Raw genomic sequence first — 16,021 nt, forward strand, 5'->3', positions numbered from 1 at the left:
TCCCCAAAAAGCAGGAATCCGGCGGCCCTTATGCCCATCATCGGCAGAATCGGCTCCTACCGGAATATGTCGCGAGCGACCCCCATGATTATCCGATCGCCCGGAGTCGACTTCCTGAGGAAATCCTCCACAGCCCAATCGTCAAGGGCGATGCAACCGGCAGTCGGAACCTTGTGCTCGTGCAGGAAGATGGCAAAACCTGCATCGTGGACGATCTCGGAATCTGGCGGGCGGTTGTAGTTGATGACGGCACCCTGGCGGTAATCGTGCGAAGCGCCCGTTGCGAAGTACCACATATTCTCGTCGTACCCCACCCACGCCGTGGACTCGAAGTACTTGTTGTACGTTGCGGTCCAGGGGTTGCCGCCCCATCGCGAATTGGGGTTGAGGGTGCGGTAAGGAAGTGCAGTGCCGGGATTACCCAGTCCAAAGGCCTCCGTGACGGAGTAGGAACCTGTCGGCGAATAGTTGTAGCGCGTCGGCCCCGACGGGACTCCGGGCGGCTTGAAACCACTTGCGCCGACCCGGCCGTCCGTTCGCCAGTCAGTCACGTAGGTGCCGGCCACTCGCTGGCAATAGGCAACCGTGGCGTATGACTGTCCGTATTCGCCGGCAAAGGTGAGTGTCACACGATTTGCGTTACCAGTGGGGTACTTAATTCGGCCATCGTTCAGAGTGGTGCATTCCGTGTGCCGGTAATCCCGGGTAATACCCGAAATCCAGGTCACGTAGCCACCCTGAAAACCTTGGACGCAGGCGGATCCGTCGCAGGTTTCCGGCGTGGCCGGGTAGCCAAGGTAGCTACGGTGCCAGCCCATGGCCTCGTATTTCGACTTCATGCCACCGCGGACGGGCTGCGCCCCCGTAGCCGGTGACCAGAAGATCAGCCCGCCCTGGAACCACTGATAGCACCCACCGTTGGGCTGATTGCAAACTTCACCGGTCAGGGGGTAGCCGAGGTAGCCTTCGATGCCCTCCAGGCCATCAAACCTTCCCTTGATGGCACCGTTTGTCGCATACGCACCAGTCTTGGCCGACCAATAAATGGTCCCGCCTTGATACTGCTGCTGGCATCCTGATCCCGGAAGGTCGCAAACCTCCTCCGAAACCGGATAGCCTAGAAGACCACTCTCTAGTCCACGGACTGCCCATGCTGCACGTATGGCACCCAGGCTGAGACGCGGACCGCTTGCGGGTGACCAGACGATGACACCCCCCTGGTACACCTGGTAGCAGCCGCCGGCCCGAAGCCCGCAAATTTCCCGAGACAGCGGATACCCAAGACGTCCGCCTTCAGCGCCGTTGGCAGCGTAGTGTCCGCCGATCGCACCAGGTTCCCACACGCCGTAAGCTCCGGAAGCAGCGGACCACACGATGTTGAGATTCCCGAACTCCTGCGAGCAGCCTTGGCCCGGAAGATTGCAGACCTCCTTGGTGGTCGGGTAGCCGATCGCGGTGTATCCGCCATAAAGCCGGTGGACAGCATTGCCTATGGCACCGTGGGTAACAAAGAATCCACCCGTAGCTGTCCAAGTAATGTCCGCACCGCGGGAATATCTCTGAAAGCACCCGAGCGAGTCGCATGCCTCGTCAGTAACGGGATAGCCATGTGCGGTCAGCCCGCCCGAGGCAGTCCACTGAGGGCCCGTTTTGCCCGACGCCAAGAGAACGGCGTGTGCGCCTGTGCTGGGCGTGTAGTAGATGGTTCCGCCAACGAATGTCTGGACGCAGAGGCCCGCGGCGTCACAATCCTCGTTGGAGGTGGGTTCGCCCAAGGTACCCTTCGCGTCACCCAGCTCCTTCCATTTCTGCCCGATCGCCCCAAACGGCGTGAATGGGCCTGCAGCTGCGGCAACGGCCTGTTTGGCTGCATCCGGCCTCGTGTCCGCCGTCCCACTCGGTACAGCAGCAGGTGCGGAGGCAGGGGCCGTTGCCGTCGGGACTGCTGACGGTGCGACCGGATCCGACGAATTAGCTCCGCCGGAACTTTCACTGGGCGTCTCCGGCGACACCGTAGGTTCGGCCGTCTTCAGGGTGCCCTGTTCTGACGGTGGTTCGGACGACGGTGTTGAGGGAAGCGGCATCGTCGTCGCGACCGCCATGGGGGATACACCCACCAGCACCATCGCACATAGGACTACGGTCGAAATCAGTCGGCCCATCTTGGATGTAGATGTTGCGATCACTTGGAGACCACCGCCTCACACTTCGCTCCAGCGGGGGCATTTACCGCAAACGAGTCGGCCCGGACAGTCTCCTTGGACCCGGCTGGCACCAGTTTCTCGATCATGGCGTGGCCTGCGACGCTACTTGTGGTACCCACAGCCACAGCAACTGTGTACTTGACCGCTTCGGAGCCAGTGTTGGAAAGGGTGCCTGAAAAAGACCAGACGCCGTTGCTGTCAGCCTCGCAAACGACGTCACCCAAGGCCTCTGCAGCGATAAACTCCGTGGCCGCCGGAGTGCTCGTCGCGGACGGACCCGGCTTTATAGCCGAGCCCGTCGGTGATGGATCAGCGGCGCTTTGGCTAGAGCTTGCCTGTGATGCCGTCGGCGGACTGGCTGACGGCGGACTACAAGCGGTGAGCGCGAACAGACCCGCCGCGCAGCCCCCAATAAGCGGTGCCCAGTTCTGCATTGTTCCTCCGATTTTAGGACTGGCCTCATTCCCGGCAATATGCCCCTGCAGGGACCAGCGATATTGGGGACATTATCAGATTGAATAAGCTTGTTATCGCACTGATTCGAATAAAGTTCGGAATTTGTCCGGCCCGAATTGATGCACAGCATTTCAATGGAGTTATTTACTGAACCGCCTGCAATACTTCGTCAACTACTGTCCATCTCCGATGAATTAGCTACGAGGCATGCTCCACGGACCCGCATCGTCCCCTCCTCTTCGCTCCCGCCTTTTCTGGAACCGGGGCCGGCAGTACGCTGGAACCACCCCTTGGAGACGTCGTATGGCTGAACAGGATTTAATCACCAGCGCCCGCGCGGCGTACGCCCGCAGGGACTGGCCCGCGGCCCGCAACGGTCTGCTGGCCGCCAGGACCACCACCGGCCTGGAGCTGCAGGACCTGGCTGCCCTGGCCGATTCGATGTGGTGGCTGGGCGACATTCCCGAATCGCTTTCGGTGGCAGAGGATCTGTACCGCGGCCTTGCCGGAGCCGGTGACCGGCCCGCTGCCGCTATGAAGGCCATCCTCCTGTCCCTGCAGTGGGGCACCCGGGGGGATCTCGTGGTTGCCTCCGGGTGGCTCAACCGGGCACGGCGCCTGCTGCAGGACCTGCCGGAAGGGCCTGAACACGGGTACCTGCTCTACCTGGACAGCGCGATGTCCCTGGACCTGGAGGAAGACCCCGGACCGGCGCAGGCAGCCGCAGCCAGGCTCGACGCCCTGGCGAACCGCTTGGCGGACCCCACCCTCGGCTGCTTTGCCCGGGTCATTGCCGGACTTGGCGGGGTCCGGGCCGGGCGGACCGAGGACGGTTTCAGCGACCTGGACGAGGCGATGCTGCCGGTCCTGGCCGGTGCCGTTGCGCCCGTGTGGGCGGGAGACATCTATTGCACCGTCATCCACCTCTGCCACCAGCTCGGAGACCTGGCCAGGATGCGGGCCTGGACCGGCGCTCTGGAACAGTGGACAGCGGGCCTGTCAGCCACTTTTGTGTACACCGGCGTCACCCGCATCCACGAACTTCAGCTGGTCAGCGCCGAAGGCGGCTGGGATGCGGTGGAACGCGAAATAGGCGCCTCCAGCGACAACCTGGTCACAGCACATGGCTGGATGGCCGGTGCGGGCTACTACGAACTCGGCGAGGTCCGCCGCCTGCGCGGCAATGCTGCCGGGGCGCTGGCCGCGTACCGCCGTGCCCGGGACCTCGGGGTGGACCCGCAGCCCGGCGAGGCCCTGTTGCACTATGAAGCCGGCGACACTGCCCTGGCGCTCAACCAGCTCCGCGCCTCGCTGGGCGAGAGCCGGCTGCTGGACCGGGCCAGGCTGTTGCCGGCCGCCACCGAGCTGGCACTGGTCCGGCGTGATGCGGCGCTCGCAGAGGCCCTGGCAGCCGAACTGGAAAGGACCGCCGCCCGGTTCGCCTCTCCGGGCCTCCAGGCGTGGGCATGCCAGGCCCGTGGCGCCGTCCTGCTGGCGTCCGGCCGCGCGGACGGTGCGCTGCCGCTCTTTGAGGCGGCTGCCCGGACTTACCGCGCGCAGCGTGCGCGCTACCGCACGGCCCGGATCCACGAGCTTCTGGCCGAGTCCCGGCGCGCCCTGGGCCATGCCGGTGCGGCCGATGCCGACCTCGCCACAGCACTCGCCATCTACCGCCAGCTAGGGGCCGTCCCCGACGTGGAACGGCTGGAGCGCGCGGGAGACCGCGCCGGCGGCACTGCCGGCGGCGCGGACAAGGGCGGACTGACGGCCCGCGAGCGCGAAGTCCTGGCACTCATCACCACTGGTGCCAGCAACCGCCAGGTGGCGGATGCCCTGGTCATCAGTGAAAAGACAGTGGGTCGGCACCTGGCCAACATCTTCGCCAAGATCGGGGTCTCCACCAGGACCGCCGCGGCCGGCTGGGCCAGGGACCACGGACTGGCGTGACGTACGACGACGGCGAGCGCCGCTCCCGTCGTCGTCGTGCGTCCGCCTGAAGGCCCCCTTGCAGGGACATGCTCCTGCATCATTCACCCCATGGCCCCGGTGAAAGATGCATGATCCGCCCGACGCGGCGTGCCCGGCCGCGAACGTACTTTCGAAGTAGCCGGACACGGAGTCCGCCGAAGAAAGGAAAGACAATGACCACCACAGACCTCCACTTCACGGCAGGAGACGGTGCGGCCGCCCGCGGTGACACGGTGGCCGCGGAGGACGCCGTTGAAGCCGCAGCAGCCCGCCTGATCGGCATCCTCAACGACAGCTCGGCCGCCGTCCTGGCAAGCATCGGCCACCAGACCGGGCTGTTCGACGTGATGGCCGGGCTGCCGCCTGCCTCGAGTGAGCAGATTGCCGACGCTGCCGGGCTCAACGAACGCTATGTCCGCGAATGGCTCGGCGGCATGGTGACGGCCCGCTTCGTCAAGTATCGGCCCGACGCCGGCACCTACCGGCTGGACCCCGCGCTGGCGCCGTCCGTCTCCGGCCAGGGCGTCGACAACCTGGCCCGGACGCTGCAGTACATCACGCTGATGGGTGAGGTGGCGGGCAAGATCGCGCATAAATTCCGGACGGGCGGCGGCCTGGGGTACGAGGACTATCCGGATTTCGTCGGCATCCAGGCCGCTGACAGCGCCTCGGTTCATGACGCATCCCTCGTGTCCGCCATCCTCCCGCTGGCCGGGTGCGTGGACAGGCTGAAGAAGGGAATAGACGTCGCGGATATCGGCTGCGGCGCCGGGCACGCCGTCAACCTGATGGCCGAAGCCTTTCCCGCGAGCCGTTTCATGGGCTACGACTTCTTCGAGGACGCGGTGCTCGCCGGGCGGGTGGAAGCCCGGCGGCTGGGACTGCGGAACGTCAGGTTCGAGATCCTGGACGCGGCGGACCTTGACGTCGTGGAGGGGCTGGACCTCATCACCGTTTTCGATGCCATCCATGATCAGGCCCGGCCGGCCAAGGTGCTGCGGAACATCCACAACGCGCTGCGCCCGGACGGCACCTTCCTCATGGCCGACATCAACGCTTCAAGCAACCTGCTCGACAACGTTGAGCTCCCCTGGGGCACGTTCCTCTACGCAATTTCCACGTTCCACTGCATGTCCGTTTCCCTGGCGCAGGGCGGGGACGGGCTTGGAACGGTGTGGGGCGTCCAGCTGGCCGAGTCCATGGTCCGGGCTGCAGGCTTCGGCACCGTTGAGGTGAAGGAACTCGAGGAGGATCCGTTCAACGCCTACTTCGTGGCCCGCAAGTAGGCGTTGAACGACTCAGTTGCCGGTCCCCTTACTGCTGGGGACCGGCGATGTTCACCAGCCAGGCGACGCCGAACCTGTCCGTGCACATTCCGAAGGTGTCGCCCCACGGCGCTTGTTCGAGCGGCACTGTCACGGTGCCGCCGTCGGACAGCTTCTCCCAGTACCCGCGCAGTTCTGCGTCGTCATCGCCGCTGAGGGAAACGGAGAAGTTGTCGCCGGGCGTGTAACTCATGCCGTTGGGTGTATCGGCGCCCATCAGCACCATGCCGGATCCGGTGGTCAGCATGCCGTGCATGATCTTGTCCTGCTCGGACGCGTCTTCGCTGGCATGGAACTCACCAAAGGTACTCATTGCCAGTTCGCCTCCAAATACGGACTGGTAAAAATTCATGGCCTCCCGCGCATTGTCCCGGAAGCCAAGGTAAGGGTTAAGTCTCGTGGTCATCTTCAGGTGTCCTCTCGTGCCGGTCGATACCCGGACCACCCGTGGATCCGGTGGCCGCCCGGGCTTGGAACACTTCATATGTTGCCCCAGTCATGCCGGACTGCATAGGGGCGGCGATGGCCCTCGGCTTCAGCTCCAGAGAGCAACGTGAACTTTGGATCCCCGTCGTTCAAGCCCCCGCGAGCCGCCCGGAGCAACCATGGCGGCTGTTGCATCCGACGTGGTGACGAAGCGCTGCAGTGCCTTTGCCTTGGAGGTTGTCCGGCCGTGGCTAAGCGTGCTTGCCCACCACAGACCGGAAACTGGAGTTCCGACGACCGGTACGCGCACCAGGACTCCGGTTTGGAGTTCCGCCCGCACAATATGCCCGACGGCCAGTGTCAATCCCTCTCCCGCCCTGACCGCGGCGAGTGCGTCGGTTTCGCTGCTTAGCCGGATCACTTCGGGCACTACGCCCATCGACGACAGCCACCGCCCTTCGTCCGTCTCCGCCTGGATGCCGGAGGGGCCGGCGAACCACGGGCGGTCCAGCAGCCGTGCCAGTGGTACCGGCCCGTGCAGCACTGCGAGGGGATGCGACGCCGCCACCACGAAGACGCGCTGATACCGCAGGAAAGGGACCATCTCCAGTCCAACGTCGGAACCGGGGCCGGCTGGCTGCGCAGGCCTGGCCCCGAGGGCTATGTCGTAGGCGCGGTCAAGGAGCAGCGACGCTATGTCGGCAGCGGACTCCACTACGACATCGACAGAGGCTCCGGGGACCCGTTTGGTGAAGAGGTCGAGCAGCCGTCCGGCCGCATGTTCAGCGAACGGAGCTGTTGCGACGATTCTCAGCAACCCCGCATCTGTGGTCGCGTGGGAGACCTCCCACCGGGCCTGGTCAGCCAGGCCGACGATTTCCTGGGCATAGTCCGCCAGCGCCCGGCCGCCCGCCGTCAGGGCAATGCCTCCCGCAGCACGGACGAAAAGAGGGTCGCCAAGGTCCCTCCGGAGCGCCGCCAAGGCCGAGGAGACCGCAGGCTCGCTGACGGCCAGGGCCGCCGCGGCAGCGTGAAGCGACCCCAGTCTGGCCACGAGCGCGAAGGCGCGCAGCTGGCTCAAAGTCATCGACACGGCTTCATAACCCTTCGCTTATGACGATATTGACACTCCACTCAGGCCGGGGCAAGACTAACCTCAAATCGGCGTCTTACATGTGCGGCGCCATGGAGTGAGGTAGGGACAATGCAGATTCCGGCTCCTTTTGATTACGTGCGGGCCAGCACGGTGAACGATGCCCTTGAACTTCTTGCACGCCACGGCCCCGAGTCCCGGGTGATAGCCGGCGGGCACAGCCTGCTGCCCATGATGAAACTCCGCCTGGCCCGTCCCGAATGGCTGATTGACATCAACGACCTGTTCGAGCTCGACTTCATCCTTCTCGACGGGGATCACCTGCGGGTGGGCGCGCTGACTCGCCATACGGCCCTCTTGGAATCAGCCGAAGTGGCCCGCCTCTTCCCGATCATTTCGGACGCCGAAGCGGTCATCGCGGATCCTGTGGTTCGCAACCGCGGGACTATTGGCGGTTCCCTGTGCCAAGCCGACCCGGCCGAAGATCTTTCCACGGTCTGCGACGTCCTGCGTGCTGTGGCTGTGGTCCGCGGTCCCGGCGGCGAACGCCTCGTCGACATGAAGGAGTTCCACCGCGGCCCCTATGAAACGGCGGTGGCACCAGACGAGTTGCTGTGCGAAGTCCGGTTCCCCGTTCGTCCGAGCTCGGGAAGCGCCTACGAAAAAGTGGAACGCCGGGTTGGCGACTGGGCCGTCGCCGCAGCCGGGGCGGCCGTCTCGCTGGCGGACGACGGTAGCGTCGATGCCGCGGCCATAGGTCTCACGGCACTGGGCCTCGACGGAACCGTCGAGGAAGCCGCGGCCGTGCTCCTTGGACAGCAACCCCGCGAGGAGCTGTTCGTCGAGGCCGGCCGGCTGGCAGCCATTGCGTGTGATCCCGTCGCGGACCAGCGCGGACAGATCGACTACAAACGGCATCTGGCCGACGAGCTCACCCGCAGGGTCCTGCGGCTGGCGTGCGCCCGGGCTGCCGGAACACAGGAAGGTTGAGCTCCATGCAGATCAGCATGACCGTGAACGGAAACGAAGTAGCCTCCGACATCGAACCGCGGGTGCTGCTGGTTCATTACATCCGCGAAGTCCTTGGCCTCACGGGCACACACTGGGGGTGCGACACCACCAACTGCGGAACGTGCGTGGTCCTGATGGACGGCCAGCCCGTGAAGTCCTGCACCGTGCTTGCGGCGATGGCGGCCGGGCACGATATCCGCACCGTTGAAGGACTCGCCACGGCAGGCACTCTCGATCCGGTTCAGCAGGGATTCATGGAGGAGCACGGGCTGCAGTGCGGCTTCTGCACCCCCGGCATGATGCTCACGGCCCGTGCCTTGCTGGACAAGAACCCGCATCCGGACGACACCGAGATCCGGAAGGCCATTTCCGGGCAGATCTGCCGCTGCACCGGATATGCCACCATCGTCCGCTCAGTGCAGTGGGCTGCAGCCCACCCGGCAGGGGCGGCCGCTGACGTTGCAGCACCAGACGAAGTCATCGAGGGTACGGACACGGCGGTCCCGGACGTCGCAGACACAGAGGTGAAGGCATGACTGTCATCCACGATCGGCCCGGCAACCCGGCGGCCGGTGACGCCGACCGCCCGATCGGTTACGGGCGCATCCAGCGCAAGGAAGACCCCCGGTTTGTCCGTGGGAAGGGCCACTACGTCGACGACATTGTGCTGCCGGGCATGCTGCACGGCGCCATCCTGCGCGCCCCGGTTGCCCATGCGCGGCTGGTCTCGATCGACACCACCAATGCGTTGGCCCACCCGAAAGTGCTCGCCGTGATCACCGGCAAGGACCTGCTGGCGCTCAACCTCGCGTGGGCGCCCACGCTTTCAGCGGATGTGCAGGCCGTGCTCGTGACCGACAAGGTGCGCTTCCAGGGGCAGGAGGTCGCTTTCGTCGTCGCGGAGAACCGCTACGCCGCCCGCGACGCCTTGGAACTGATCGACGTCGAATATGACCTGCTCCCTCCGGTGATCGATGCGCGCAAAGCCCTGGACCCGGACGCCCCCCTGATCCGGGATGATCTCGAAGGCCGGACGGACAACCGGATCTTCGACTGGGAGATGGGCGATGAGGCGGAAACCGAGGCGGTATTCGCCGCAGCCGACGTCGTCGTGGCACAGGAGGTCGTCTACCCCCGAGTGCACCCGGCACCCATGGAGACCTGCGGCGCCGTCGCGGACTTCGATGCCGTCTCCGGAAAGCTGACGCTCTATGAGACGACCCAGGCCCCGCACGCGCACCGCACCCTGTTCGCGATTGTGGCCGGCATCCCCGAACACAAGATCCGTATTGTCTCCCCCGATATCGGCGGCGGGTTCGGTAACAAGGTGGGCATCTATCCCGGCTACATCCTCGCCGTTGTCGGATCGATCGTCACCGGCAAGCCGGTAAAGTGGGTGGAGGACCGCTCGGAAAACCTGATGTCGACGTCGTTCGCGCGGGACTACATCATGCAGGGCGAGATCGCCGCCACCAAAGACGGCAAGATCCTCGCTCTCAGGACCAGCGTGCTGGCCGATCACGGCGCGTTCAACGCCACCGCGCAGCCCACCAAGAACCCCGCCGGCTTCTTCTCGATCTTCACTGGCAGCTACGACCTGAAGGCCGCGTTCTGCAAGGTCAGGGGCGTCTACACCAACAAGGCTCCGGGCGGCGTTGCCTACGCGTGCTCGTTCCGGGTGACGGAAGCCGTCTACCTGGTGGAGCGGATGGTGGACATCCTGGCCCGGAAGCTGGACATGGACCCGGCGGAACTCCGGCTGAAGAACTTCATCAGGCCCGAACAGTTCCCGTACGCGAACAAGACCGGCTGGGTCTATGACTCAGGCAACTATGAAGAGGCCATGCGGCTGTCGATGAAGATGGCCGGCTACGAGGAGCTCCGGCGAGAACAGGCCGAAAAACGCGAACGTGGCGAACTCATGGGCATCGGCGTCGCGTTCTTCACCGAAGTCGTGGGAGCCGGCCCGCGCAAGCACTTCGACATTGTGGGCCTGGGCATGGCCGACGGCGCTGAGTTGCGCGTCCACCCCACCGGCAAGGCCGTTGTGCGGCTTTCCGTCCAGAGCCAGGGGCAGGGCCACGAGACCACGTTCGCGCAGATCGTCGCGGAAGAGCTCGGCATTCCGCCGGAGAACATTGACGTCGTCCACGGCGACACGGACCAGACGCCCTTCGGCCTGGGCACCTACGGGAGCCGGTCGACGCCGGTCAGCGGTGGCGCGGTGGCCCTCGTTGCGCGGAAGGTCCGCGAAAAGGCGAAGCTCATCGCCGCCGCCATGCTCGAAACCCGTCCCGAAGACCTCGAGTGGGAGAAGGGCCGCTGGTTCGTCAAGGGCGATCCCGGCGCCGGAAAGACCATCGAGGAAATCGCCATGGCCGCACACGGCACCATGACCCTCCCCGAGGGCATCGACGGCAACCTCGACGCCGAGGTCACCTACGACCCGCCGAACCTGACGTTCCCCTTCGGCGCCTACATCTGCGTAGTGGACATAGATGCGGGTACAGGCCACGTCAAGGTGCGGCGTTTCATCGCGGTGGATGACTGCGGGACCCGGATCAACCCGATGATTATCGAAGGCCAGGTGCACGGCGGCCTGACCGACGGCGTCGGCATGGCCCTCATGGAAATCATTGAGTTCGACGAGGCAGGCAACTGCCTGGGCGGCTCCTTTATGGACTACCTGATCCCCACGGCGATGGAGGTACCGGACTGGGAGACCGGATTTACAGTGACGCCGTCACCGCACCACCCCATCGGCGCCAAGGGCATCGGAGAGTCCGCCACAGTCGGCTCGCCCCCGGCCATCGTGAACGCGATCGTCGACGCTCTGGCACCTTTCGGGGTGGTCCACATGGACATGCCGTGCACGCCGGCCCGGGTATGGGAGGCCATGCAGGGCCGGCCAAGGCCACCGATCTGACATGCAGGCCACGGGAGAAACCCTCGCGGCAAGGGCAACGGAACTCATCAGCCGCCGGGAGCCGTTCGTACGTGCCACGGTGGTGCGGGCGCAGCGGCCCACGAGTGCACACGCCGGTGACACCGCCCTGATCCTGTCCACCGGGGAAATGAATGGCTTCGTGGGCGGAAACTGCGTCGAAGCCTCCGTGCGGGAATACAGCCTGAAGGCACTCGCAGCCCAGGAGCCGTTGTTGCTCCGCGTTGTGCCCGGCGAGCCGTCGCACCGGAGCGAGGAAGGCGCCGTCGAGGTGTCAAACCCCTGCCTCAGCGGAGGAACGGTGGAAATCTTCCTCGAGCCGCATATCCCGGCGCCGCGGGTCCTGGTGGTCGGCACCACCCCGGTGGCCCAGGCCCTGGCTTCACTCGGAGCCGGAGTCGGCCTGCAGATGGAACTGACCGACGGGCAGGCGGCCGACCCCCGGCCCGACGACGCCGCCCTGATCGTCGCCTCCCACGGCAGGGAGGAAGAAGGTGCGCTGGAAGGCGCACTGCGTGCCGGGGTGCCCTACGTCGCGCTGGTTGCCAGCGAGGTGCGGGGCGCCGCCGTCCTGGCATCCCTGGACGTGGACGAATCTTTGCGCTCCCGTGTGTTCAGCCCGGCAGGGTTGGACCTGGGAGCCCGCACCCCGGGCGAGATCGCCGTGTCCATCCTCGCGCAGCTCATTGCCGAACGGGCCAAGGGACGGCACCCTGCGGCTGGACAAAGCGCACCGGCGACGGCCATTGACCCTGTGTGCGGGATGACTGTGGCCGCTGTCGAGTCAACGCTGCACCTCGAGCACGGCGGCACCACCATCTACTTCTGTTCCCGGGGATGCTACGAGGCATTCCGCAAGGATCCGGAACGCTATGACGCCTCCCGCTGAAGCCCAGCCGCGTCATGGACGCAGCCCTGACCCGCTGACACCCGGCCGTCCAACAGGAAAGCCCCGGATTGCCGGGCTGGTCCTGGCCGCGGGCGGATCCCGCCGGCTGGGACGCCCCAAGCAGCTCCTCCCCTACGGAGACGGAGTGCTGCTCGACGCCGTGCTGGCCACCGCCCGGGCCTGCGGCTTCGCCCAACTGGTGTTGGCCGTGGGCGGCTCGAGCGAAGAGGTGCTGAAAGGCGTGAACACGGCTGGCTGCGATGTCGCCGTCAACCCGGACTTCGGCACCGGGTGTGGATCGTCGATAGCCGCCGCCCTGCCGGTGCTTCATTCCGACACTGATGTGGTGGTCCTGTTGCTCGGCGACCAGCCGGGGGTCATGGCCCGGAACGTGCACAGGCTGCTGGCGGGACGCGGGCACGCCGAAATCGCCGTCTGCCGCTACGACGACGGCATCGGCCATCCGTTTGCGTTCGCCCGTTCCGCCCTGCCCGCGCTCGCCGGACTGCACGGCGACAAGGCGGTGTGGAAGTTGCTCGAGGAGCGCGCATCAGAGGTAACGGAGGTGGCCGTGCCCGGCGCCATTCCCCTGGACATCAACACCGACGATGATTACGAACGGGTTCTCAACGCGCTTCGGGGCGCACCGTGAGCAACGCTGCGCGCAGTGGCGCGGAAGAAGATGTGCAGCAGCTGGTTCCGGACGTTCCATCGCTAATGGCTGCACTTGACGACGGCGACTACCTCGCCGACGTCGGACTGGCCACGGCGTTGTTCCTGGCTGTGCGTTTGCCCCAGCCCATCCTGCTGGAAGGCGAAGCGGGGGTGGGCAAGACCGAGGCTGCGAAGGCGCTGTCCCGTGTGCTCAACACACCCCTGTTCCGGCTGCAGTGCTACGAGGGGATTGACGCGGGTGAAGCGCTTTATGAATGGAACCACCAGCGCCAGCTGCTCGGTATCCGGCTGGCAGAGGTCCGGGATGCAGCCCTGAACGAGTCGGACCTCTTCGGGCCGCAGTACCTGCTGCGCCGGCCGCTGCTGCAGGCGATCGAGCATCCCGGACCGCGCCCGGCCGTGCTGCTGCTGGACGAGATCGACAGGGCTGACGCCGAATTCGAGGCGTTCACCTTCGAACTGCTGGCAGAGGCCGCTGTGACCATCCCGGAACTGGGCACCATCCGGGCCACGCATCCGCCGGTTGTGGTCCTCACGTCCAACCGGACGAGGGACCTGCATGACGCGCTCACGCGCCGCTGCCTCTATCACTGGATCGACTATCCCGCGCCCGCGCGGATTGCCGAGATCGTGCGTCGCCGTGTCCCCGGAAGCGCCGGTCCCCTGGCTCAGGAGGCAGCGTCCGCCATCACGAAGATGCGGTCACTGGACATGGCCAAGCCGCCCGGGATCGCCGAAGCGATCGACTGGGTATCCGCTTTGTCGGTGCTCGGCATCACGCACATCGATGCGCCCACCGTGGAGAAGACCTGGGGCTCGATCGTCAAGAACCGGGACGACCTTGAGCTCGTGGGATCGCGTGGCGCGGCCTGGCTGGTCGGGGACGGCCATGGCTGATTTCGGTGCCGCCGTCAGCCCGCCCGGAGTGGAGGCCGCTTCCCTGGCCGCCGGACTTGTCACTGCGCTGCGCCGTGCCGGCCTGGCGACTTCCCCGGACCGCGCCGTTCGGCTGGCAGAAGCCCTCCGCCTGATCCCGCCCTTCGCCCGCGAACCGCTCTACTGGACGTGCCGGGTGGTCCTGGTGTCCTCCCGGGAGCAGGTTCCGGTTTTCGACGCCGTCTTTTCCGCCGTTTTTGATGGCCGGCTTGACCCGGCAGACAGCAGGGGCGCCACCAAGGCAGAACCGACGATCGACCCCGGGGCACGCCTCCGCCCGTCCACGCCGTCAGGGGCGGCGAAGGCGCCGTCGGCCCTCCCCAAGGCTTCGCCGCCCGCTCTGCTTCCCGGCAGGGAACGCTCCGGTGAGGGGGACGGTCCTGAGCGCGAGGCCATCCTGGCCATGGCGTCGGCGGAGGAAAGACTGCACGAAACGTCCTTCGCCGAGCTCTCCGCCGAGGAGATGGTCCAGGTACGCCGGCTCGTTCGGGAGATAGTCTTCGCCACGCCGGCACGCCTGAGCCGCAGGACCCGCAAGTCTTCGCATAACAATGCACGGCTGGACATCCGGAGCACCGTCCGTGCAGCCCAGCGCACCGGCTCTGATGCCACAAGGCTCATCTACGCCCATCGCCGGCCCCGTCCGCGGCAGCTGGTCCTGCTGTGCGATGTATCGGCGTCCATGGAGCCCTACACAAGGGTGTTCCTGTCGTTACTGCAGGGCGCCGTGGCCGGAGCCCGGGCGGAGGCATTCGTGTTCTCTACCCGCCTGACGCGGCTGACGCAGCAGCTGGCAGTCCGGAACCCTGATCAGGCGCTGGCCCGGGCCGCCGCGAGGGCGCCGGACTGGGCGGGAGGGACACAGATCGCGGAAAGCCTGCGGAGCTTCATTGACGCGCACGGCCGCCGCGGTTTGGCCAGGGGTGCGGTGGTGGTTGTGCTCTCCGACGGCTGGGCCCAGGATGATCCGGGCCTCGTGGCCACGCAAATGGGACGCCTGAAGCGGCTCGCCTACCGGATTGTCTGGGTTAATCCGAGGAAGGCGGACGTGAATTACCGGCCGCTGGCGGGCGGTATGGCGGCGGCGCTCCCCTACTGCGACGCCTTTGTCAGCGGCCACAGCTATGCGGCCCTCGCGGATGTGGCAGCCGCGGTCCGGGACGGACGCAGGACAACACAAGAGAGGCAGGGCAACAGCTAATGCAAATAGACAGCGCTTTCTCCGTAGTCGCTCCCATCGACAAAGTCTGGGACACGCTTATGGACTTCCAGCGCGTGGCCGGATGCGTACCAGGGGCTCAGATCCTGAACAAGCTTTCCGACGACGCCTATCAGATAGGGATGAAGGTGAAGCTGGGACCGGTTTCCATGCAGTACAAGGGGCAGATGTCCGTCCTCGAACGGGACGCTGACGAACACCGCGCGGTGTTCCAGGGCCGGGCGCAGGAAACCCGCGGCCAAGGTACGGCCGAAGCCACTGTGACCCTGCGCCTGGCAGAGGCGCAAGGTTCGACGCAGGGTACGGTCAGCGCCGACCTGGCCCTGTCCGGAAAGGCCGCCGCAATGGGGAAAAGCGTCATCGGGGGCGTCACCGAGCAGATGATGGCGCTGTTCGCCGCCAACCTGCAGACGCTGCTGGCGGAACCTGCCGGGGAAGCGCCGGCCGAAGCCGGGCACGAAGCACCGGGCGAAGCCGGGCAGGGCGCGCCGGCCGAGGCCGGGCAGGGCGCACCGGGCGAAGCCGGGCAGGGCGCGCCGGCCGAGGCCGGGCAGGGCGCACCGGGCGAAGCCGGGCAGGGCGCGCCGGCCGAGGCCGGGCAGGGCGCACCGCCCGCACCGCTTCCCGGGTCACTTGGGGCACCTGTTCCCGCAGTATCCCCACCGCTACTGCCACCTGCCCCGTCACCACCTTCGCAGCCCGACAACAGCCTGAACGCTCTTTCGCTGGCTAAGGGCATGCTCACCGATCAGCTCAGCAACCCCGGGAAACTCATCGGGCTGCTTGCCGCCGTAGCGTTTTGTGCTTATCGACTGGGCCGCCGTGCGGGGCTGCGCTCGCGCCGGCCCTGAGCCGGCGGTGGAGGACAGAGGAAA

General features: G+C 66.1%; 13 protein-coding genes. 10 read left to right on the forward strand and 3 right to left on the reverse strand.

Annotation, left to right across the window (positions count from 1 at the left end):
• Window positions 1-56: 56 nt before the first annotated feature.
• A complete protein-coding gene (locus JOE31_RS12595) occupies window positions 57-1,775 on the reverse strand; it encodes a L,D-transpeptidase family protein (RefSeq protein WP_209744921.1) in 1,719 nt (572 codons plus the stop codon).
• A 1,188-nt stretch (window positions 1,776-2,963) separates the two neighbouring features.
• On the opposite strand from JOE31_RS12595, the gene JOE31_RS12600 reads away from it, so the two are divergent.
• Both JOE31_RS12600 and JOE31_RS12605 read left to right on the forward strand, forming a co-directional pair.
• Window positions 2,964-4,607 carry a LuxR family transcriptional regulator gene (locus tag JOE31_RS12600; protein ID WP_209744924.1) on the forward strand — a complete coding sequence of 548 codons (1,644 nt, stop codon included), beginning with the start codon at window positions 2,964-2,966 and terminating at the stop codon, window positions 4,605-4,607.
• A 194-nt stretch (window positions 4,608-4,801) separates the two neighbouring features.
• Window positions 4,802-5,914 carry a class I SAM-dependent methyltransferase gene (locus JOE31_RS12605; RefSeq protein WP_245199162.1) on the forward strand — a complete coding sequence of 371 codons (1,113 nt, stop codon included), beginning with the start codon at window positions 4,802-4,804 and terminating at the stop codon, window positions 5,912-5,914.
• Window positions 5,915-5,942: 28 nt separating this feature from the next.
• Here JOE31_RS12605 and JOE31_RS12610 read toward each other — a convergent pair whose 3' ends face one another.
• Window positions 5,943-6,359 (reverse strand): VOC family protein, encoded by a 417-nt coding sequence (locus JOE31_RS12610; RefSeq protein ID WP_209744927.1) that lies wholly within the window; start codon window positions 6,357-6,359, stop codon window positions 5,943-5,945.
• 129 nt (window positions 6,360-6,488) lie between these two features.
• On the reverse strand, window positions 6,489-7,466 hold the full coding sequence (locus tag JOE31_RS12615) for a LysR family transcriptional regulator (RefSeq protein ID WP_209744929.1): 978 nt from the start codon (window positions 7,464-7,466) through the stop codon (window positions 6,489-6,491).
• Window positions 7,467-7,583: 117 nt separating this feature from the next.
• Here JOE31_RS12615 and JOE31_RS12620 point away from each other — a divergent pair, with 117 nt between their 5' ends.
• Genes JOE31_RS12620 through JOE31_RS12655 form a run of 8 tightly spaced genes read left to right on the forward strand, consistent with a single transcriptional unit; the run spans window position 7,584 to window position 15,997 of the window.
• The gene (locus JOE31_RS12620; protein WP_209744932.1) at window positions 7,584-8,462 is read left to right on the forward strand and encodes a xanthine dehydrogenase family protein subunit M; all 879 of its coding nucleotides are present in this window, start codon (window positions 7,584-7,586) and stop codon (window positions 8,460-8,462) included.
• Between the two features lie 5 nt (window positions 8,463-8,467).
• Entirely contained in the window at window positions 8,468-9,019 is a 552-nt protein-coding gene (locus JOE31_RS12625) for a (2Fe-2S)-binding protein (RefSeq protein ID WP_209744935.1), read from the forward strand.
• Complete coding sequence (locus JOE31_RS12630; RefSeq protein ID WP_209744938.1) at window positions 9,016-11,409, forward strand: aerobic carbon-monoxide dehydrogenase large subunit; 2,394 nt, start codon at window positions 9,016-9,018, stop codon at window positions 11,407-11,409. The genes JOE31_RS12625 and JOE31_RS12630 overlap by 4 nt, the downstream gene beginning before the upstream one ends.
• 1 nt (window position 11,410) lies before the next feature.
• Window positions 11,411-12,316: an XdhC family protein gene (locus JOE31_RS12635; RefSeq protein ID WP_209744941.1), complete on the forward strand. Its 906-nt coding sequence runs from the start codon at window positions 11,411-11,413 to the stop codon at window positions 12,314-12,316.
• Window positions 12,300-12,968, forward strand: a complete 669-nt coding sequence (locus JOE31_RS12640; protein WP_209744945.1) for an NTP transferase domain-containing protein — start codon at window positions 12,300-12,302, stop codon at window positions 12,966-12,968. The genes JOE31_RS12635 and JOE31_RS12640 overlap by 17 nt, the downstream gene beginning before the upstream one ends.
• Window positions 12,965-13,888 carry a MoxR family ATPase gene (locus JOE31_RS12645; protein WP_209744948.1) on the forward strand — a complete coding sequence of 308 codons (924 nt, stop codon included), beginning with the start codon at window positions 12,965-12,967 and terminating at the stop codon, window positions 13,886-13,888. The genes JOE31_RS12640 and JOE31_RS12645 overlap by 4 nt, the downstream gene beginning before the upstream one ends.
• A complete protein-coding gene (locus tag JOE31_RS12650; RefSeq protein WP_209744951.1) occupies window positions 13,881-15,128 on the forward strand; it encodes a VWA domain-containing protein in 1,248 nt (415 codons plus the stop codon). The genes JOE31_RS12645 and JOE31_RS12650 overlap by 8 nt, the downstream gene beginning before the upstream one ends.
• Window positions 15,128-15,997: an SRPBCC family protein gene (locus JOE31_RS12655; RefSeq protein ID WP_209744954.1), complete on the forward strand. Its 870-nt coding sequence runs from the start codon at window positions 15,128-15,130 to the stop codon at window positions 15,995-15,997. The genes JOE31_RS12650 and JOE31_RS12655 overlap by 1 nt, the downstream gene beginning before the upstream one ends.
• The last annotated feature ends 24 nt before the right edge of the window (window positions 15,998-16,021 follow it).

This window comes from Arthrobacter sp. PvP023 (assembly GCF_017832975.1).
Classification (GTDB): domain Bacteria; phylum Actinomycetota; class Actinomycetes; order Actinomycetales; family Micrococcaceae; genus Arthrobacter.